Source organism: Bacillus xiamenensis (genome assembly GCF_000300535.1).
GTDB classification, from domain to species: Bacteria; Bacillota; Bacilli; order Bacillales; family Bacillaceae; genus Bacillus; species Bacillus xiamenensis.
On record NZ_AMSH01000015.1, the window covers coordinates 1 to 21,297 of the forward strand.

12 protein-coding genes are annotated in these 21,297 nt (G+C 42.7%); 1 reads left to right on the forward strand and 11 read right to left on the reverse strand.

The window, feature by feature from the left end; genetic code table 11:
- Positions 1–63: 63 nt before the first annotated feature.
- From BA1_RS07295 to nirB (BA1_RS07335), 9 genes are all read right to left on the reverse strand, one after another.
- On the reverse strand, positions 64–1,083 hold the full coding sequence (locus BA1_RS07295; RefSeq protein WP_008357275.1) for an LLM class flavin-dependent oxidoreductase: 1,020 nt from the start codon (positions 1,081–1,083) through the stop codon (positions 64–66).
- 479 nt (positions 1,084–1,562) lie between these two features.
- Entirely contained in the window at positions 1,563–2,930 is a 1,368-nt protein-coding gene (locus tag BA1_RS18995; protein WP_008357277.1) for an MATE family efflux transporter, read from the reverse strand.
- Positions 2,931–2,948: 18 nt separating this feature from the next.
- Entirely contained in the window at positions 2,949–4,433 is a 1,485-nt protein-coding gene (dacB, locus tag BA1_RS19000) for a D-alanyl-D-alanine carboxypeptidase/D-alanyl-D-alanine endopeptidase (RefSeq protein WP_008357279.1), read from the reverse strand.
- A gap of 130 nt (positions 4,434–4,563) precedes the next feature.
- Positions 4,564–5,544 carry a pectinesterase family protein gene (locus BA1_RS07310; RefSeq protein WP_008357281.1) on the reverse strand — a complete coding sequence of 327 codons (981 nt, stop codon included), beginning with the start codon at positions 5,542–5,544 and terminating at the stop codon, positions 4,564–4,566.
- Between the two features lie 89 nt (positions 5,545–5,633).
- The gene (locus BA1_RS07315) at positions 5,634–6,341 is read right to left on the reverse strand and encodes a DUF421 domain-containing protein (protein WP_008357284.1); all 708 of its coding nucleotides are present in this window, start codon (positions 6,339–6,341) and stop codon (positions 5,634–5,636) included.
- Positions 6,342–6,401: 60 nt separating this feature from the next.
- Positions 6,402–6,725: a nitrite reductase small subunit NirD gene (gene nirD, locus BA1_RS07320; protein WP_008357286.1), complete on the reverse strand. Its 324-nt coding sequence runs from the start codon at positions 6,723–6,725 to the stop codon at positions 6,402–6,404.
- A 26-nt stretch (positions 6,726–6,751) separates the two neighbouring features.
- Positions 6,752–9,163 carry a nitrite reductase large subunit NirB gene (gene nirB, locus BA1_RS07325; protein ID WP_008357288.1) on the reverse strand — a complete coding sequence of 804 codons (2,412 nt, stop codon included), beginning with the start codon at positions 9,161–9,163 and terminating at the stop codon, positions 6,752–6,754.
- 89 nt (positions 9,164–9,252) lie between these two features.
- Positions 9,253–11,391 carry an assimilatory nitrate reductase catalytic subunit NasC gene (nasC, locus tag BA1_RS07330; protein ID WP_008357290.1) on the reverse strand — a complete coding sequence of 713 codons (2,139 nt, stop codon included), beginning with the start codon at positions 11,389–11,391 and terminating at the stop codon, positions 9,253–9,255.
- Complete coding sequence (gene nirB, locus BA1_RS07335) at positions 11,388–13,655, reverse strand: nitrite reductase large subunit NirB (protein WP_008357292.1); 2,268 nt, start codon at positions 13,653–13,655, stop codon at positions 11,388–11,390. Before nirB (BA1_RS07335) ends, nasC begins: the two co-directional genes overlap by 4 nt.
- A 170-nt stretch (positions 13,656–13,825) precedes the next feature.
- Between nirB (BA1_RS07335) and BA1_RS07340 the strand changes: the two genes are divergently transcribed.
- The gene (locus tag BA1_RS07340) at positions 13,826–15,028 is read left to right on the forward strand and encodes an MFS transporter (RefSeq protein WP_008357294.1); all 1,203 of its coding nucleotides are present in this window, start codon (positions 13,826–13,828) and stop codon (positions 15,026–15,028) included.
- A 63-nt stretch (positions 15,029–15,091) separates the two neighbouring features.
- Here the strand turns inward: BA1_RS07340 and gltD are convergent, their stop codons facing one another.
- Positions 15,092–16,576, reverse strand: coding sequence for a glutamate synthase small subunit (gene gltD, locus BA1_RS07345; protein WP_008357296.1), 1,485 nt, complete (start codon positions 16,574–16,576; stop codon positions 15,092–15,094).
- A gap of 16 nt (positions 16,577–16,592) precedes the next feature.
- Positions 16,593–21,164: a glutamate synthase large subunit gene (gltB, locus tag BA1_RS07350; protein WP_008357298.1), complete on the reverse strand. Its 4,572-nt coding sequence runs from the start codon at positions 21,162–21,164 to the stop codon at positions 16,593–16,595.
- Positions 21,165–21,297: the final 133 nt, after the last annotated feature.

A 21,297-nucleotide genomic window follows, 5' to 3' on the forward strand; every position in this document is an offset into this window, starting at 1 on the left:
TAAAATTTTAAACCATTTTGAACAATCTTAAAAGAACTGCTCTTTGCAGTTCTTTTTTGATGCTTATTTTTCTTGTTCCTCTTGAAAGATATCCGCAATGATTTCATAAGAACGCATTCTTTCTTGATGGTCATACATATCAGAATTAATCATCACTTCATCTGCTTGCGTCGCTTCAATAAAGGCTTCCAATTCTTTTTTCACCTTTTGTTTATCCCCAATGATCGTTGAGCTTAATTGTTCGTCAACCATCGCCTTCTCATATGGACTCCACAGCCCATCCATACTTTCAACAGGGGCCTTTAGTTTTCCTGGTGTATTGCGAATGAGACTCAAAAACCGCTGATAATGAGAGGTCGCCAAATATTCAGCCCGCTCTGTTTGATCAGCCGCAATGACTGTCACACCAACCATGGCATAAGGCTCTTTTAACACATCAGAAGGTTGGAATGATTGTCTGTACAACTCTAAAGCAGGAATGGTATTTTTAGGTGAGAAATGTGCCGCAAAGGCAAAAGGCAGTCCAAGTTCTCCTGCAAGCCTTGCGCTAAATCCGCTTGAACCAAGAAGCCAAATCGGAATATCTAATCCCTCTCCAGGAACGGCTCTTACATGTTTTTTGACCTGACCTGCCGGTTTGAAATATTGCCGAAGCTCTTCAAGCTGCTCCGGGAAATCTTCTCCATGATGAAGATTTCGTCTGAGAGCTCTTGCCGTTAATTGATCCGTCCCTGGTGCCCGGCCAAGACCTAAATCAATTCTCCCCGGATACAATGTCTCCAGTGTTCCAAATTGCTCTGCAATGACAAGTGAAGAGTGATTTGGAAGCATAATCCCGCCAGAACCCACGCGGATTGTTTTGGTGCCACCAGCAATATATCCAATCAAGACAGACGTTGCTGAGCTCGCAACCCCTTCCATGTTATGGTGTTCTGCCAGCCAATATCTATGATAGCCCCACTTCTCTGCCTTTTTTGCTAAATCCATACTATGCTCAAAAGATTCTTTAATGGTGCCGCCTTCTGTCACAGAGGATAAATTTAAAACGGAATATGCTTTGCCCTGTAAACTTGATTGACTCATAAATGATGTCCCCATTTCTGTCATAAATCATACTAGTTTTATCCTTTCAACACCATAACATAAAACCATTTAACTTTTAAATGATTTGATTCGATGATTGTCGAAATGATAATTTTTCTAGGTCTCACTTCCAATTGGAGCAATGACACATAGAATCAAATATCCATTTTAAGAGCCGAGACATGTGTACAATCCGTTCGTTTTTTGCTATGGCAAATAGGTCATACATCCGTTAGGGCCTTTGTTTCTCAAAGTGATTTCATTGTCAGATGAGACTAAGCACAGTCCATATTCGGTCAAACGATTTTTCAACTCGTTTGCAATGGAACAAAAGCTTTCCCGCGTCAGCTTTACATATCAGGTCCGTCATCAAAGAAGTCACCGGTATGCGTTCACTTCTTTGATTCAAAAACATAGCAGACCAGACCTCCTAAAAAGTAATAGGTCTGCGTCAGTACATGCCAAATGATATCTTCACCTTATGATTGAACAAGCGCAACAATCTGTTTTTTCTTCCATACCAATCGATAATAGCCGTATTGAAGTAATAAGTTTACAAAAAAAGCTGCAGGATAGCCTATCCAAATTCCTTTGATCCCAAGTGATGTATAGTGTGACAGCACATAAGCAACTGGTACTTCAACAAGCCAAATGGAACAAATACTAAAGATGGTCGGCCATAGAACGGTTCCGCTTGCTCTCATTGTGGCTGCAACGATTTGCGCCGTTCCAAAAATGAGATAGCTCCATAGCGTAATAACGACCAGACTATAGGCGATGTCAATTGTGGCAGGCTCTGTTAAAAAGATGGATAAAATTTGCGGTGCAAATATATAAACGAACAAGATGATCAATCCGCCTATGGCAAAGTTTAATCCCAGCCCAATTTTAATGACATCTTTTAAACGATTCATATTTCCTGCGCCAATGAATTGTGCTGCGAAGATAGAAACTGCAATTCCTAGGCTCACTGCCGGCATCTGTACGTAACTGACGACTTGATTGACAACGCCGTAGGCTGCGGTCGCCTGTGATCCATAATCGTTGACAAAAGAAATGACAGCAATTTCGGATAAAGAAATGAGAATCATATTAATACTTGAAGGGATACTTAACTTTAATAGCGTTTTTAATAAATCCCCTTTCATCAATAAATGCTTTCTAACCGACGCATCAACGCGCAGCGGGTGCTTTGTTTTATAAAGATAGATATGCAGAATGATAAACGTAACAATTGTAGAAATGACAGAGGAATACGCAGCGCCATACAAACCAAAAGCCGGAAGCCCGAGCCAGCCGAATAATAAAATCGGCAGCAGTAAAATATTTGTTCCCGTACTAATCATTAAGAAATAAAAAGGCGTTTTTGAATCTCCTGTTCCTCGTAAAAAGGTCGTATAAACAAAGTAAAGAAATAAGATTGGCATTGAGATGAATAGAATTCTGGCATATGCAGTACTTTCCTCGATAATATTGGCAGGGGTTCCCATCAAATGTAAGATATCTGCTGCAAAAAAACCGCCAATGATAGCTAAAATAAGCCCCGTTAGAAAAGTGAATGAAATCGTTGTTCCTATTATTTCCTTTAATCTCTGTTCATTTTTTGCTCCATACGCTTGTCCAATCAGGATCGAGCTCCCTGATCCAATCCCAATGGAAAAAGAAACGAGTAAAAAGAAAAGCGGAAAGAATGCAGAAATCGCAGCTATTGCATCCTCTCCAATCCATCTGCCGACAAGTACAATGGACACAAGCTGCCCGATTGATTGTAAAATATTGCTCAATAAAAGTGGAATCAAAAAGATGGACATGGTTTTTACCAAAGATTGTTGATTATCTAACATCATGATGCTCCCCTTCTCTGTCTAAAGATCCTCGGCTAAGATGCTCACAATGCGGTCTTCTATGACTTTCCCTTTTTCGTCATCAACGAGATGATTGAATAAGATCGAAAAAGCAAGTGTCTTTCCGCGTTGTGTTTCAATATATCCAGAAAGTGTGCTAACAGTTGATAATGACCCTGTTTTCGCACGTACTTTCTCAAGTGTGGCTGGTTCTTTCAATCTGTTTCTTAATGTACCTCCCACCATACGCTCACTTGCCCCTGCTAACGGAAGCGCATTTACATAGGTTTTAAACCATTTTTCCTTTTGAATGTTTGTCAAAAAGAGAGTGAATTGATTTGCAGAGACAAGGTTAATCGGTGATATGCCTGATCCGTCTCTTAACACAGTGAGTGATGGATCTATGCCAAAGGCAGGAAGGCGTTCATTGATCACGTCCAGCCCTTTTTCAAAACTTCCTTTATTCTTTACCCGCTTACCAAGTTCCTTTAACAGAATTTCTGCATGCGTATTGTTGCTTAATTTCATCATGGGAACAAGCAGTTCTGATAAAGGCATTGATGAATGAGAAGCGATTTTTTTGGATTTTTTAGGAACTTGTTTTGTTGTGAGTGGTCCTTTCAGCTGAATTCCCTCCGCCTTTAGGGCACGTTTCATTAAATCTAAGGCATAGGTTGCCGGTTCCCATAATGCAACCCATTGTCTAGATGAACTTGCATTTAGCGGAATAGTCCCAGTCAGCGTAATCTCGTTTGTGCCGTGAGAACGTTTAAAAGATATTTTCTTTTCCCCGCCTTCTGGAACGGTTTTTACTCGGTTGATGACTTGAGCAACATCAGTCTTTGGGATTATGTCATAGACAGCCTTCTGCCCCTGCTTCTTTCCAGGCTTTACTTCGAGAATGATGGTTCCTGCATCATAATCTTGATTCGGTGAAGCTGTGAGAGCAGATATTTGTGCGCCGTAATATTGATCCTCATCACTCCATGGAAGATCAATGGAATATCTCGTGTCATCAAACCAAGTATCATCTGCTGCAAGCTGTCCACGAATTGTATGTATTCCAGCCTTTTTGACTTGCTTAGCTAAAGCAGCAAAATCGTTCTCTAACAATGTCGGGTCTCCAGTGCCTCGGAGATAAAGGTTGCCATGTAATGTGTGCTTTTGAATAGAACCATCCATCCAAACGTCTGTAGGAAATGTGTGGTTTTCACCCAGTATATCGAGGGCGATGGCTGATGTGAGTAGTTTCATATTAGAAGCAGGAGTAAGACGGATGTCAGCTTGATGTTCATAAAGTAGAGAGGTGTCAGAAGTATCACGGACGCTGATGCCAGAGATAGCACCCTCCAAATCAGGCGCTGTGCGAATAAGTTCGTCTAAAGCTGTTATCCATTTGGATTGGTCATCACGAGCCGTTAGTTGTTCGTTTTTCATTGAAAAAGGGAGAAATAAAATCGACAACATGCATAATTGTAAAAACATGAACTGTGAGAAACGTTTCACGCAATCCCTCCTTTTTAGAGAAGCAGCCAAATTTAGAAGATTATGTTCATTATACACAAAAGAACATTTGTTCTCAAAGGTTTTTTAAACAGAAAAGTCAGCTTTCTTTGACGAAAACTGACAAGCTCCTTTACCTTTTTTCTGGATTCCAGCTATCGGCTCCGCCAAGTACGGCTTGAACGGTGATTTGACTTGCTTCGTTATTGCTTAAAATCGTTGACCATTTTACCCGCTGAGTCAAATTGCTCCCTGCCCCCGTCGATCCATACTCTTGATATCTTGCCGTTTTTTCATTGTCACGGTTATTCCAATTATGCCATCCCTCTGCTTTTATATGATCATCCATTATTGTATGGAGAAACGTGACAGCAGAATGAGGTCTCCACGGACGGCCTAAATAAACAGATTGAGCAGCAGCTGTTCCCTTTTTTAACGTCGAATTGATGAAAACGTATCCGTACTTTTGCGCTTCTGTTGTGGATGCTGCAGTAATATATCCATTTCCAAGGCTTTTTATTTCAGCTCTTTTAAATACAGCGGTTGCTGAACCAAAAATGAAATCAACCGTGCCCTCGATATAGCAGTTTTCGTAATATTGCCTGCCTGTACCTGTTGCATAAAGCGTGTCTTGATAGCCAAGGACACGTACTTGTTTAAACGCAGCGCGGTCTCCTGACACATAAAGGGCAACTGCCTGCCCTGCATTTCTGCCAGCTGTATTTTGAAAGGTGATGTTCTCTGCATAAAAGTCGTTTGCACGAATCATTGTACTTGAGCTATTGGTTGTGCTCCCAGTGCTTGCATTTGTATCATCATACGTCAGAATGGTATTGTACTGATTTTCTCCGATAAAGGACACGTGCGGTTTATTTTGCGGAAGGAGAATCTTTTCTTTATACACACCATTTTTAATATATATCGTTGTTTGCTGCTGATTGTTCACTGGTATCGCATCAATGGCGGATTGAACCGTTCGAAATGACCCATTTCCCTTTTGATCGACCACCAGAACACGGTTTGTTTGATTCTTGTGTTCAGCTGCTTCAAGTGAAGCTGGGGCCAAAAGGAATAAAGACAATACGATCACAAGCAGTAGTTTTCCATACTTCATCCCACATCTCCTCCTTATTTTGTGAACGTTTTCATTGAAACATTCTTTTTGATCTTATTCATGTTCTAACTAAAAAAACACCCACCGCGTTATGTTGTGGATGTTTTTTCAGATTTCTCATATTTCATCGCATAAATTCCTTCATTTTCAATCCATTCACAGAAAAGGACATCTTTATAAGAGGAAATGTGCTTCGATTTCAGTTGCTCACGCAGCCATGACTCATCAAATCCAGCTTCCTGTAAGTCTTTTCTTAAGATTTCCCCGTCGATAATAAAGGTTCTAGGCAGTTTGACTTCTTTTCCTTTCACGTTCACATCTTCGGCTGTCGCTGGTGCGTATTTCATTTTCGGAAGCACACTGACAGAACCGTCTGTTTCTAAAATCGCATATTCAATTTCGCGAAGAGCAAAATGCCCCTTCGCCCTGATAAGCGTTTGCAGTTGATTTAAATCCAGCATGTTTTTCTTTAAGCGTTTGTAGTGAATCTTTCCTTTATCGATAACAAGGGTCGGTCTTCCTTCTAAAAAGGAACGAACCGATTTAAACTTTTGCGAGAGCCATTCAACTGTGTATATTAAAACCCCCCATACCGCAACAGCAAAAAGAATATGCAGAATGCTAACTTCTGGATCGAAGATAGCATTACCGACCATTTCCCCTAAAATGAGTGCAGAAATAAAATCAAACGGCGTGATTTGAGCAAATTGGGTTTTCCCTAATAGTTTTGTAATGAAAAATAAAGCAAAAAATCCGATGAAGAGTTCAATCAAAATATTAAAAAATGGCACAAGCATACCTTCCTTTCTGACTGCATGTATCTACAGCATGTACATGAAAGGAAGGTTCTAAACCATTTATGAAGGCAGTAAAATAAAGACGTCGTCTCCCTCAACGAATGTTTCATAAGTTTTGACGCACCCATGATCTGGTGCTTGAACGTGACCTGATGAAAGATCGATTTTCCAATCATGCATCGGACAGAACACATGATCTCCGCTCACCATTCCCTCGGCTAATACGCCGCCTTTATGAGGACAACGATTTTCAATGGCTTTGAACTGCTTGTTAGAGGTTTGAAAAACAGCTAATTCAAGTGTACCGGCTGCGACGGTTTTCCCTAGCTTCATCGGGAACTCTGATATAGTACCAATGTGAACTTTTACCACTGGAATTGACATCTGATCTCATCCTTTCAATTCATTGATTATACGGAAGCTGTAGCTTTATGAAACAGTTGTCTTGTTTCTTGTTGGTTCTCCCGAAGCTCCTGCCAAGGCTCTTTATAGGTTGAAAGAGCGATGTCCATTCTTTCGATTAATGCTGCACGTTTTTCGTCATCTAGCAGAACCGACTGAATATGATCCAAACCAAGCCGTTCAACCCAAGCGGATGTTCTTTCTAAATAATTTGCTGTTTCCCTGTAATATTGAAGGTAAGCTGCGGCCATTTGTTCTACTTCTTCTGCTGTTTTTACCTTCATTAATAAGTCTCCAGCTCGTAAATGGGTGCCCCCATTCCCGCCTGCATACAATTCAAATCCCCCATCAATCCCTACGATGCCGAGATCTTTAATCCCAGATTCTGCACAGTTTCTAGGGCATGCGGACACGGCCATTTTGACTTTGTGTGGTGTAGCAAGACCTTCGAATTTCTTTTCAAGTGCAATTCCAAGAGAAATAGAGTCCTGCGTTCCGAACCGGCAAAATTGTTCTCCGACACATGTTTTGACGGTTCTTAATGATTTTCCGTAAGCATAACCGGACGGCATATCCAGATCAGCCCATACTTTAGGTAAATCTTCTTTTTTTACACCTAAAAGGTCGATACGCTGACCGCCAGTCATTTTCACAAGGGGGATCTCATATTTGTCGACGACATCTGCTATTTTTCTCAGGTCATTTGCATTTGTGACGCCTCCGTACATACGCGGAACAACTGAATAAGTGCCATCATTTTGTATGTTGGCATGCATACGTTCATTCACAAATCGTGAACTTTTTTCATCTTTGTAGTCAAGTGGATGAATCATACCTAAATAGTAATTCAGTGCAGGCCGGCACTTTGAACAGCCTTCTTCTGTTTCCCAATCAAGTACATTCATCACTTCTTTGACATGCTGCAAGCCTTTTTCTTTTATTTCATGAAGCACTTCATCTCGTGATAAGGTGGTGCAGGCGCAAATGGTTTCTTTATGCGCTGTGCGGTTCGCATCATCGCCTAAGGTGTGCCATAAAATCTCTTCGACAACAGCTTGACAGCCCCCGCATGATCGAGAGGCACTTGTACATTGCTTGACTTCCTGAATCGTAGATAAGCCTTCTTCCTGAATGGCCTGTACAATCTGCTCTTTTGATACACCATTACAGCCGCAAACGATATGGTCGTTTGCCATGCCCTCAATCGTGCTTTCTTGCGCCAGATCATTTGATGTTAAGATGGATACCTTCTCCATATCCGACATATCTACCCCTTCTCTAATGTAGGAGAATAATCGAGGTCCATCACTTGTTTCTCCGAACAACACAGCGCCTACTAATCGATTTTGCTGGAAAACTAGTTTTTGATAAATGCCTTGTTGTTCGTCAAAAATCTTAATCGCTTTTTTCCCATCGTTTTCTATAAAATCACCAGCTGAAAACACGTCAACTCCTGATACTTTCAGCTGTGTCGATAGAACAGACCCTTCATACGGGGCCGGGCTCATTTCACATACATGCTTTGTGAGCACGTTTGCTTGGTCGTATAAAGGAGCGACAAGTCCGTACGTTTGTCCCCTGTGCTCTGCACATTCACCGACTGCATAGATTCGAGGGACACTTGTTTCCATATAATCATTAACGATAATGCCCCGGTTCACAGCAAGACCACTTGTTTCTGCGAGCGTTTTATTTGGTTTAATTCCGGCTGCCATGACCACCATATCTGTCTCGAGCGTGGAGCCATCTGAGAAGATTAACCCCTCAACTCTTCTATCTCCTAAAATCTCATTTGTCTGTTTTCCTAGCAGGAAGCTCATGCCCTGTTTTTCTAATTCCTTTTGAAGAAGCTGCCCTGCAATTGGATCTAGCTGACGGTCCATCAAATGAGAGCCGAGGTGAATGACAGTCACTTCCATCCCTAAGTTTAATAAACCACGTGCCGCTTCAAGCCCAAGAAGCCCGCCCCCAATGACGGCTGCTTTTTTATACTTGGTGGAAGCACTTATCATTTCCTCGGTGTCTTGCAATGTACGAAAGGCTGTGACCCCTTTTTTATCACTCCCCGGAATTGGCAGGATGAATGGAAGTGAACCTGTCGCTAAAATCAAACGGTCATATTGCACGATCCGCCCTTGATCACTTATCACTGTTTGATTGTCTGTATCGATTGTCACAATGGTTTCATTTGTAAACAGTTGAATATGATGTTCCTCGTACCAATTCCAATCGTTTAACGTAATATCATCTGCATTCGTATCCCCTTGCAGAACCTTTGATAAAAGAATCCGATTATAGTTAGGATGCGGCTCAGTTCCAAATACAGTCATGTCAAATCGTTCGTTGTCTGTCTTTATAATGTTTTCAAGCGTTCGGATGCCAGCCATACCATTCCCTACTAATACGAGTTTTTCTTTCATGAAAAACACCCCTCATGTGATCATTTTTTAGAAAGTACCATAATTTCAATAAAGATGGAAAATACACGTTATGATTTCTCACATAGTTTTCAATTCTTGTAGGCTGACAGCTGTACGGGACAATACTTAAATCCCGGCATTTTACTGTGCGGATCTAAATGCTCGCCAATCAACTGGTTAATGGATTGATGTTTGCTCCAGTGAAACGGAACAAACACGGTATCTTTCCGAATGGTGTCTGATAGATGACATCTGATGATGACACTGCCTCGTGTCGAACGAATGGTGACAAGCTCCCCGTGCTGAAGTCCATAAGCTTTTGCTGTGTCAGGATGAAGCTCTGCATAGGCTTCAAACTGTCTGGCAACAAGAGAGGTACTTTTTCTTGTTTGGACCCCTGTTTGGTAATGAGCCATCACCCTGCCAGTCGTCAAATAAAGAGGGTACTTTTGACTGACTGGTTCCTTTGCCACCTTTTTTCCGTGTGCGACGACTGCAAACTTTGCTAGTTTGTCAGGATGTGAGAATTCATGTTCAAATAGTCTTTCTGTTCCTGGATCTTCTAAATGCGAACATGGCCACAAAATGCCTTGCTCCTTCCTCAGCCTTTCATAGGTTATCCCGGAATAATCAGCTTTTCCTCCTTTCGTCGCAGCTCTTAATTCTTCAAAAATATCTTCTGCTGATGAAAAAGAAAAATAATCGCCTTTGCCTAATACTGTTGCTATGTCACAAATGATTTGCCAATCATGCTTTCTTTGATGCTTGAGTGGATATGTTGCTTCTCTCAGCGTAACGCGCCCTTCTATGTTCGTCATGGTTCCTTCGTCCTCTAAATATGACGAAGTAGGTAAAATGACATCTGCGAGTGCAGCCGTTTCAGAAACAAATAAATCAATTGCCACAAAAAAGGACAGCTGTTCGATGGCTTCTTTGATAAAACTTGCGTGCGGGCCTGATTGAACGGGGTTTGAGCACATTAAAAAAAGCGCTTTGATCTCACCTTCCTGCATTTTTTCAAACATTTCAAAAGCAGAGACACCTTTTCCCGGCAATTCTTTTTCATCAATGTTCCATATTTTTGCGATTTCCTTTCTATGTAGTGGGTTTGTGATATCACGGTAACCAGGAAGCTGATCGGCTTTTTGTCCATGCTCCCTCGCCCCCTGTCCATTTCCCTGCCCAGTAATCGCCCCATATCCGCACCCGGGTTTGCCAATTTTTCCAGTCGCAAGCAGAATATTCAGTAAATTCCGAACGGCTGCTGTTCCGTCTATTTGCTGTTCAATGCCTCTTGCAGTGAGGATGATTCCTGTTTTTTCTTGGGCAAATTTTCTTGCTATTTTCTGAAGAACTTCAACTGGCACACCGGTTTGCTGGACAATGTCTGTTAGAGACATTTGTGTGATATGCTGCTTCATTTCTTGAAAACCTGATGTTCGTTTTCTAATAAATTCTTCGTCTATTAAATGTTCTTGAAGCATGATGTGTAAGATTCCGTTTGTTAATGCGGCATCTGACCCTGGTTTCAGGCTGACATGTAAGTCGGCTAGTTGGGCTGTCGCTGTTTTGCGCGGATCAATCACGATGAGAAACGCCCCGTTCTTTTTCGCCTCTTCCATGTATGGCATGAGGGTCGGCTGACATTCAGCTATATTGGTTCCGGCGAGTATTAAAACCCGGGCATCTTTGATGTCACGAAGCGGGAAGGTCAGGCCTCGGTCAAGCCCAAATGTTTGGTTAGCGGCTGTTGCTGCTGAAGACATACAAAGCCTGCCGTTGTAATCAATATGTTTCGTTTTCAGTGCGACCCTTGCAAATTTTCCAAGTAAGTAAGCTTCCTCATTTGTAATTGATGCGCTCCCATACACACTGATGGCATCATGGCCATGTGCCGCCTGAAGCGCTTCGGTGCGTGTTTTGATTTCTTCAAGTGCCTCCTGCCAAGTTGCTTTGACAAATTGTCCGTTTCTTTTGATAAGCGGATGATTCAATCGTTCCCGGTGCAGGGCATGCTGGTGGGCATGCTGTCCTTTCATACAAATTCTTCCGAACGTGGTTGGGTTGTGAATGCCAATCGTCTGGTAACGTGTTCGCCCCTCTACATGCTGCTCGACTAATTGCATTTTGCACTGCATACTGCAAAACGGACATTGAGATGGAAACACTCGCTTTCGCTCTTGCTGCTCTGATTTTTGCTGCGCATATTGTAAAAAAGATTGATTCATACCTTCACACCCTTTTGTCTGCTTTCATCAAATTGCTCACAGAGTTCTTCTCTCATTTCCTCATCAAGCAATTTTTCCCGTATGGATATGCTGCCGTTTCTTCGGAGCCAGTCCCCGATAGATTCCTTGAAATAGGCTCGTTTTCTATAGTCTTCAAGCAGCGCTTTTAAAAAAGGGATGAGCTCACTTTTTCGGCTCACAGAATAAAAAAGCTGACCTGCTTTCGGCTGACGCATGTCGCCTCCGATATAAATGTTCCATTCATCCAGCTGGTTCTTGATGCAGATGTCATCAATTGGGCTAAGTTGACACGTGCAGGAAGGACCGGTGACATGAATGGATGTCACGGCAGGTAAAAGCGTGTTTTCTATTTGTCTTTCGATCTCGATGACAAGCGTCGTGATAGCTGGATCGTGACGACAATCACATGAAAGAATATGAGATAGTCTGCTTCTTTCTATAGGCATGATTTGTCCCTGATCTTTTAAGATATGTGCGGCTTTTTCTGAAACACCGATAAGACGAATGCGCTTTTTCTCCGTTAGTTCAGCCTGCTGAATCAGCTTTTGTTCTAATAATGTGGTGATCATCTGTAAAAAATTGAGATCCAGACGGCCTCCATATAATTGAGGAATCATTGTGAACTCTTGCTCGGATAAGTTGAAGCTATCTTTTTTCGGCTGATCATGAAACTGCTCGAAATAGTATGGTATGGCCTCTCGGCAGAAGTCACATCCATCATCGGTTGTCCAATCAAACTGACTTCTCACTTCCTCTACATTCAGCGGCAGCCGTTCTTTCATAAATGAGAAAATGCTCTGTTCATCTGCATTTGTACATGGACAAAAAGAGTCCTGCGCTTCCGTTTGCTCATTTGATGCGTTTTGACAGCAAGCACGGACAAGCTCTTGACAGCCTCCGCAGCCGGTTGCGGCCCCTGTCTCCTTTTTGACCTCTTCTAAGTTTGTCAGCTGATGGATCAATATGCTTTTTAAAATGGCTCCCTTCGTCACGTTTTGACATTGGCAGACAAGATCTTCCTCTTTTAACGTATCTAGAGGGGATGACGGCTCTTCATTCAGTGATTTCATGACTACACTTTTATCGCGTCCCACTTTCACATCTTGGAGAAGCTGATCGGCTTTTTCCAGCTGTCCGACCAATAAGACACCTTTTAGCACATCACGTTCAAACACTAATTTTTTGTACACTTCTTGTTCTTCATCTAAATAAGTGACCACTGAAGCATACGGAGACCGGGTTTCAATACATCCTGCAGAATAGATGGGCATGTCATCTGCTTTTAATTTTGTTGAGTAAATGGGCTGAGATGCAGTCGTTATCTGTTCGCCTAATAGGTGTTTGGCAAGAATGCTTGCTTGTTCATAAATGGGCTGCACAAGACCGTGCACCACGCCCTTATGCTCGGCACATTCTCCAATGGCATAAATATTCTCGACGTTTGTTTGCATGACGTCATTTACGACAATGCCTTTTCTCGTGAGGATTCCGTGGTGTTTGGCAAGCTGTATATTCGGCCGTATTCCTGTTGTGAAAACCACGAGATCAGCATCTACGATTTCACCGTTTTTTAAAAGAACCCCTTCTACTCTCTCCTCTCCTAAACACGCAATCGTATGGGCACTTGTTTTCACCTGGATGCCCTTACGAGTTAATTGTTGCTGCAGCAATTCTGATGCTGTTTCATCTAATTGGCGCTGCATGAGCCCTTCGGTGTGATGAATGATGGTTGTCTTCAGCCCCCTTATCTGTAATCCAGCGGCCACTTCCACGCCAAGAACACCGCCCCCAATGACTGCTGCACGTTGATAGCGCAAGGAATCAGCGTGAATCGCCTGATAATCGTCAATCGTACGAAAAGCGTAGACACCTTTTTTGGATACACCTTGTATAGGAAGAAAATAAGGCGATGAACCTGTTGCGATGACCAGTTTGTCATAAGGGATATTCTGGCGCGCTTCTGTCATGATGCATTGCCGCTTTGTATCGATGTGAACAACTGTTTCACCTGCTTGTATGGTGATGTCATGTGTGGTGTACCACTCTTTTTTCTGTAGTTCAATTTGAGACAATGATTCGCTTTTTTGTAAAACCGACGAAAGTTTTATTCGGTTGTAGGCTGGGTGCTTTTCTTTTCCAATGATTGTGATGGAATAGCTTTCTGATTGCTTCTGGACGATATGCTCGATACATTTCATACTCGCCATGCCGTTTCCGATAAACACGAGATTGCGCTTTGCCATGTGAGATCAACCTTTCTACGTCTCTTGCTCCAAAGCTTTATGTACCTAGATTATGGCACGTTCCTGTCAAAAAGTGTTTGTTCATGTGAACTTTTCTGACATGATACTTTCATTACAACAATGAACTCGCTATCTTTAAGTCAGAAAATTCAAAATAGAGGAGGGTTTTTGTGAAACTTTCAGAATTAAAGTCTAGTGGTCATCCTAAAACATTGTTTGGTGCATTTTTATATTTTGATGTGAGCTTCATGATTTGGGTTTTGTTAGGGGCACTTGGTGCTTTTATTGCACAAGATTTTGCCTTATCAACAGTAGAAAAAGGGATGATTGTGGCCATTCCGATTTTATCCGGCTCTTTTTTTCGCATAATGCTGGGGTTATTAACAGATCGAATAGGACCTAAAAAAACCGCGGTGATGGGCATGCTGTTGACCACCATACCGCTCATTTGGGGGTTCACCGCTGGTACAACCCTTTCGGAGCTGGTGTTGATTGGTATTTTACTAGGAGTTGCAGGTGCAAGTTTTGCTGTCGCCTTGCCTATGGCAAGCCGCTGGTACCCGCCACATTTACAAGGGGTGGCCATGGGGATTGCAGGTGCTGGAAACAGCGGAACACTGATCTCTACGCTATTTGGACCAAGACTTGCGGAGATTTACGGGTGGCATGCAGTGATGGGGTTCGCCCTTATTCCCTTAATTGTTGTCTTTTTGTTTTTTATTTTCACTGCGAAAGATGCGCCAAACCAGCTCGCTCCTCAGCCGCTGCGGTCATATTTTTCAGTCTTTCAAGTGAAATCGACGTGGTTTTTCTGCCTTCTTTATGCGATTACATTCGGAGGTTTTGTCGGACTTTCAAGTTTTTTGAGTATTTTCTTCGTGGATCAATATGCCATTTCGAAAATCCATGCTGGTGATTTTGTGACGCTTTGTGTAGCAGCAGGCAGCTTCTTTCGGCCAGTTGGCGGTCTAATTGCCGATAAAATAGGTGGAATGAAGGTTCTGCTTGGCTTATTCGCTGTCATCGGCATCTGCTTAGGGGCAGTGAGCAGTCTTCCTGCTTTACCTGTGGTTATTGCGCTTTTATTTGTCGGGATGATGTGTCTTGGCATGGGGAATGGGGCTGTTTTTCAACTAGTGCCGCAAGTGTTCCATAAGGAAATTGGGATTGTGACTGGGATTGTTGGTGCTGCAGGCGGCATTGGCGGATTCTTTTTACCAAATGTTCTTGGCAGTATAAAAGAAATGACTGGTTCGTATACGTTTGGATTCTTGACCATTTCACTTTTTGTCCTTGTCGTCTTCCTCTGTTTAGTCTTATCACAGCTTAAGCGCAAAAAAGTCGTGATCAACCACACCGTTTCTGAATCATAAAAAGCCATGACCACTCTTTGGTCATGGCTTTTCTCTATATGTGATAAACACCCTTTGTTTGACCTATTTTGGCAGAACCGAACTCCCCATTAAATAACGGTCTACCTCGTGAGCCACTTGTCTGCCTTCGTTAATGGCCCAGACAATCAAGCTTTGGCCGCGTCTTGCATCTCCCGCTGCAAATACGCCTTCTACATTTGTTGTATATTCCCCGTACTTTGCGTCAATACGATTGTTTTTGCTGTCCACGCCAAAGTGTTTCACTAGCGGCTGTTCAGTTCCCTCAAAACCAATCGCGATAAAGACTAACTGAGCTGGCCATACCTTCTCTGTTCCTGGAATCTCATGAAATTCAAACTTCCCTTGCTCGTTTTTCACCTTTTCCATTTGAATGGTATGAAGCTCTTTTAATTTCCCATTTTTATCAGCCACAATTTTTGTGGTTTGAATAGAATATTGCCGCGGGTCTTCTCCGAATTTTGCTTGTGCTTCTTCATAAGCATAATCGAGTGAGAAGACATAAGGCTGCTCTGGCCACATGTTATCCCCTACACGTGTATCTGGAAGCTTAGGATGCTTCCCGAATTGAACAACACTTTTTGCTTTTTGGCGAAGCGCAGTTGCCACGCAGTCAGCACCTGTATCTCCTCCGCCAATCACAATGACATCTTTTCCTTTGGCATCAATAAAGTTTTTATCTTTAAATCCTGAATCAAGCATGCTTTTTGTTGCGAGTGTTAAATAATCCATCGCCAGATGAATCCCTTTTGCTTCCCGACCTTCAATCAACAGGTCCCGCTGCTTTTGTGCACCTGTACAAAGGATGACTGCATCAAACTGCTCTTTCAGCTCATCAGCCGTGATATCCACACCCACTTCTGTGTTCGTCACAAAGTCAATGCCTTCTTGTCTTAGAAGTTTGACTCTGCGCTCAACGACTTCTTTGTCGAGCTTCATATTCGGAATACCATAAGTAAGCAGTCCGCCAAGACGGTCAGATCGTTCAAACACGGTTACAGCGTGTCCTGCTTGGTTTAATTGATCTGCACTTGCAAGTCCTGCTGGTCCTGAACCGACAATGGCAATCTTTTTCCCTGTACGGTTTGAAGGAATTCTCGGAGTGATCCATCCATTCTCAAAGCCTTTATCAATGATCGTCCGTTCAATATTTTTAATTGAAACCGCTGGATCATTGATGGCGACTGTACATGAACCCTCGCAAGGCGCTGGACACACTCTCCCAGTAAATTCAGGAAAATTGTTCGTTTTTTGCAGTCTTTCGAGCGCTTCTTTCCATCTCCCGCGATAGACAAGGTCATTCCACTCTGGAATCAAATTGTAGATCGGGCAGCCAGAAACGCCGCCCCTGATCTCCATCCCAATTTGACAAAACGGTGTTCCGCAGTCCATACATCTAGCGCCCTGCCTTTTTAATACCTCATCTGTATAAGGAGCTGAATATTCTTTCCAGTCATTTTGACGAGTGAGAGGGTCACGTTCATTTGGCTTTTCTCTTTTATAATCCATAAAACCTGTTGCTTTGCCCATTGTCCTCTCCCCTTTCTTAATGAGCGAGGGCTGCTTTTTGCCCGTTTGCCGTTTCTTTATTTTTCGGTTTTGTGTTTGCTTCAAATGCGAACATGACAGCTTCCTCATGACTAAGTCCCGCTTGTTTTTGCTCTTCAATGCTTTGAAGCATCATTTTGTAATTTCTCGGAATGATCTTAATGAATTGATTCTTTTCTTGCTCCCAGTTCTCTAGAAGGGCTGATGCCTTTGAGCTGTTTGTATAATCAAGGTGCTCCTGAATCATTTGCTTCACTTCTTGCTCTTCTTCATGATCTGTGAGCTTTTCAAACATGATCATTTCCATATTACACATTCTCTTGAACTGTTTCGCATCAGATGTATGCACGTAAGCCACACCGCCAGACATGCCTGCACCAAAGTTTTTCCCGGCATCCCCTAAAATAACAACACGTCCGCCAGTCATGTACTCACAGCCATGATCACCGATTCCTTCGACGACCACATGGACACCTGAATTACGAACGGCAAATCGTTCACCTGCACGCCCGTTAATATATGCTTTTCCGCTTGTCGCCCCATAAAATGCAACGTTTCCGACAATGACGTTCTCATGTCCATTTTGCACAAAGTGATCAGATGTTTTGACAACAATTTTGCCTCCGGAGAGTCCTTTGCCGATATAGTCATTTGAGTCACCTGTTAAATATAAGGACATGCCCTTTGGCACAAATGCGCCGAAGCTTTGTCCAGCTGAACCAGTGAAACGAAGTGTGATCGTATCCTCTGGCAGTCCTTCTTCGCCGTAGCGCTTAGACACTTCACTACCAGTAATGGTTCCAGCTACACGGTGAATGTTGCGAATGTTTAGTGATAGATCAACCGGTGTTTGATGATCCAGCGCTTCCTGTACATAAGGGAGAATCTCATTTACATCCAGTGATTCATCAATCTTATGATTTTGCGGCGTTCTAAATGTGCGCGGCCCTTCTGGCTGATAAAGCAGTGTTTCAAGGTTCAGCTGCCCTGCTTTCCAGTGTGCCTTTGCTCTTTCACTAACCGCTAAAACGTCTGTACGTCCAATCAATTCATCCATTGATGTAAAGCCAAGTTCAGCTAAGATTTCTCTTACTTCCTCTGCAATAAACATCATGAAGTTCACAATGTGATCAGGGTTACCCATGAATTTTTTGCGAAGCTCTGGATTTTGTGTCGCAACACCGACTGGGCAAGTATCTAAATGACAAGCTCTCATCATGACGCATCCTAATACAACAAGTGGAGCTGTTGCAAAGCCGTATTCTTCTGCACCTAAAATCGCAGCCATGACAACGTCGCGTCCTGTCATTAATTTGCCATCCGTTTCAAGAACAACTCGTTCTCGAAGGCCGTTTAAGACAAGGGTTTGATGCGCTTCTGCCAATCCAAGCTCCCAAGGAAGTCCTGTATGTTTAATACTTGTTTTAGGAGAAGCCCCAGTACCGCCATCATATCCGCTAATGACAATGACATCCGCTGTCCCTTTTGCGACACCTGCTGCAATCGTACCAACGCCAGCTTTAGAAACTAGCTTGACACTGATGCGTGCGTCACGGTTCGCGTTTTTCAAATCATGGATCAGCTGAGCCAAATCCTCGATTGAATAAATATCATGATGCGGAGGTGGTGAAATCAGGCCAACACCCGGCGTAGAACCACGCACATCTGCGACCCAAGGATACACTTTATTTCCTGGCAGCTGACCGCCTTCACCAGGCTTTGCACCTTGCGCCATTTTAATTTGCAGTTCATCTGCATTGACCAAGTAATGACTCTTCACACCAAAGCGGCCCGAAGCAATTTGTTTAATCGCACTTCTGCGATCATGACCTTGCTCATCTACTGTAAAACGTGCAGGGTCTTCCCCGCCTTCTCCGCTATTGCTTTTGCCGCCAATTCGGTTCATCGCAATTGCTAGTGCTTCATGCGCTTCTTTACTTAAAGAACCAAATGACATCGCACCTGTCTTAAAGCGGCGCACAATCGATTCAGCAGATTCAACCTCTTCAAGGCGAACGGGTTTTTGTTTTGAACGAAAAGCAAACAGATTTCTGAGGAAACCAATTCTTTCTTCGTCCGCTGCCTTCGTATATTGTTTAAATAGATCATAATCTTCGTTGCGGCATGCCCACTGAAGCGTATGGATTGTTTTAGGATTAAAGGCATGATGCTCTCCGTTTTTTCTCCATTGGAATTCACTGCCTGATTCGAGTGTTTGGTCAGTAGATGACTGATACCCGGCCTCATGACGAAGCTTTGCCTCACTAGCAATGGTCTCAAGATCAATTCCGCCAAGCTGCGAAGCTGTGCCTGTGAAATACGCCTGAATGACGTCTTCACTAATGCCGACTGCTTCAAAAATTTGCGCTCCTCTATAACTTTGCACAGTGGAAATACCCACTTTTGACATGACTTTGACAACACCCTCGGTCACACTTTTGCCAAACTTCGTGACAGCTTCATCAAAGCTAATAGAGATCGCTTCTTCTGAAATAAGCTGTTTGTATGTTTCATAGACCAGGTAAGGGTGGATTGCATCTGCACCGTAGCCAATGAGTGCTGCAAAATGATGGACTTCTCTCACTTCACCAGATTCGACGATCAGACTCACCTTTGTTCGCAAGCCTTGGCGCACAAGATGCTGATGAAGTGCACTTAGTGCAAGAAGTGGTGGAATCGGCACTTTCTGTTCTGTCATTTCACGATCTGAAAGAATTAATAAAGATACGCCTTCGCGAATGGCTTTTTCCGCTTCTTCAAACATCGCATCGAGACCACGTTTTAGATCATCGGTGAAAAGTGTATGAATTGTTTTGCTTTTAAAGGCATTATGAACAATCGTTTTCAAACCGTTAAATTGTCCGCTCGTTAAGACCGGTGTATAAAGTTTAATTCTTCGGCATGAATATTCATTTGGATGTAAAATATCTCCTTCAGCACCTAACCAAGTCATGGTTGATGTGACGAGCTGCTCACGAATCGCATCAATCGGTGGATTCGTGACCTGTGCAAATAGCTGTTTAAAATAATTGAAGAGTGATTGCGCCCGATCTGATAGCACAGCAAGCGGTGTGTCACTTCCCATGGAACCGATTGGGTCTTTGCCCTCCTCTAGTAAAGGGATTAAATACTTTTGAATGTCTTCATACGTATAATGGAAAGCACGCTGGCGCGTCAGTAAATCACTCATTATACTAGAATTTTCTGAATTTTCTTCAGAGCGATTGACATGAACCATTTCTTCATCCAGCCATTTTTGATAAGGAAGTTCATTCGCAATGGTCGACTTCACTTCTTCATCTGAAATAATTCTGCCTTCTTCGAGGTCAATCAAGAGCATTTTACCTGGCTCAAGACGATCTTTATATTTGACATCTTCTTCTTTTGTTTCAATCACACCTACTTCAGATGAGAAAATGATGTGGTCGTCATTTGTGACATAGTATCTTGCTGGTCTTAATCCGTTACGATCTAAGATAGCTCCGATTTGTTTCCCGTCTGTAAAGGAAATCGCTGTTGGTCCATCCCACGGCTCCATTAAAGAACTATGGTATTCATAAAATGCCCGTTTCTCTTTTGACATGTGCGTATTCTCAGTCCAAGGCTCCGGAATGAGCATCATCGCTGTATGAGCAGGTGTACGGCCTGCAAGTACGAAAAATTCAAACGCATTGTCTAAAATGGATGAATCACTTCCGTCTGCATTCAGCACTGGCAAAATCTTGTCTAGATCTTCTCCGAAGGCTTCAGACACGAATTGTTGTTCTCTTGCTCTCATCCAATTGATGTTTCCTCTTAATGTGTTGATTTCTCCGTTATGAATTAAGTAACGGTTTGGATGGGCTCTTTCCCATGTAGGGAATGTATTTGTACTAAATCTTGAATGAACAAGTGAAAATGCAGAAACAAATGTTTCATCTTGCAGGTCAAGGTAAAAAGCATCGACTTGATCTGATGTTAAAAGTCCCTTATATACAATGGTTTGACTTGATAGGCTGACAAAGTAAAATTGTTTTTTCTCTGCTGTTCCCCAATTTTCAGCCTGCTTACGAATGACATATAATTTTCGTTCAAATGCCAAACGATCTGTTACGTTGTCATTTGCACCGATAAACACTTGACGGACAACCGGACAGCTCTTTGCTGCGACAGTCCCAATTTTCCCAGCATCAACAGGAACGGTTCTCCAGCCAATCAATGTTTGACCTTCTTGTTTAATGAAACCGTTGATCTTCTGTTCAATCGCTTGACGCGTTTTATCATCATCATCTTTTGAAAAGAAAACCATTCCTACCCCGTAACGGCCCTTTTCAGGAAGTGCAAAATCTTGGCAATTCTTTCTAAAGAAAGCGTCTGGCAGTTGTACCATTAAGCCGGCACCATCACCTGTATACGGATCACTGCCTTGCCCGCCGCGATGATCGAGCTGGCACAGCATTTGCAATCCCTTTTTGACGATGCTATGTGTCGCCTCCCCTTTTAAATGGGCGTACAGTCCGATTCCACATGCATCATGTTCAAATTCAGGACGGTAGAGACCTTGTGGTTGTGGTAGTTGATTAAAAGTCATCGTTTCTCTCCCCCGTTTAAAAGATCCGTTTTTTCACAGTAATAAAATCTCACAAACTCTGTAACTTATTTTAAGTTTTCAAATTAATATAAACAATATATAATTTAGATCAAAACAATCTCTTTTTGAGATA

Excerpts from the sequence above, each read along its gene's own strand:
- BA1_RS07295 (WP_008357275.1), bottom strand. The coding sequence starts at position 1,083 with ATGAGTCAATCAAGTTTACAGGGCAAAGCATATTCCGTTTTAAATTTA.
- BA1_RS18995 (WP_008357277.1), bottom strand. The coding sequence starts at position 2,930 with ATGATGTTAGATAATCAACAATCTTTGGTAAAAACCATGTCCATCTTT.
- BA1_RS07310 (WP_008357281.1), bottom strand. The coding sequence starts at position 5,544 with ATGAAGTATGGAAAACTACTGCTTGTGATCGTATTGTCTTTATTCCTT.
- BA1_RS07315 (WP_008357284.1), bottom strand. The coding sequence starts at position 6,341 with ATGCTTGTGCCATTTTTTAATATTTTGATTGAACTCTTCATCGGATTT.
- nirD (WP_008357286.1), bottom strand. The coding sequence starts at position 6,725 with ATGTCAATTCCAGTGGTAAAAGTTCACATTGGTACTATATCAGAGTTC.
- nirB (WP_008357288.1), bottom strand. The coding sequence starts at position 9,163 with ATGAAAGAAAAACTCGTATTAGTAGGGAATGGTATGGCTGGCATCCGA.
- nasC (WP_008357290.1), bottom strand. The coding sequence starts at position 11,391 with ATGAATCAATCTTTTTTACAATATGCGCAGCAAAAATCAGAGCAGCAA.
- nirB (WP_008357292.1), bottom strand. The coding sequence starts at position 13,655 with ATGGCAAAGCGCAATCTCGTGTTTATCGGAAACGGCATGGCGAGTATG.
- gltD (WP_008357296.1), bottom strand. The coding sequence starts at position 16,576 with ATGGGCAAAGCAACAGGTTTTATGGATTATAAAAGAGAAAAGCCAAAT.
- gltB (WP_008357298.1), bottom strand. The coding sequence starts at position 21,164 with ATGACTTTTAATCAACTACCACAACCACAAGGTCTCTACCGTCCTGAA.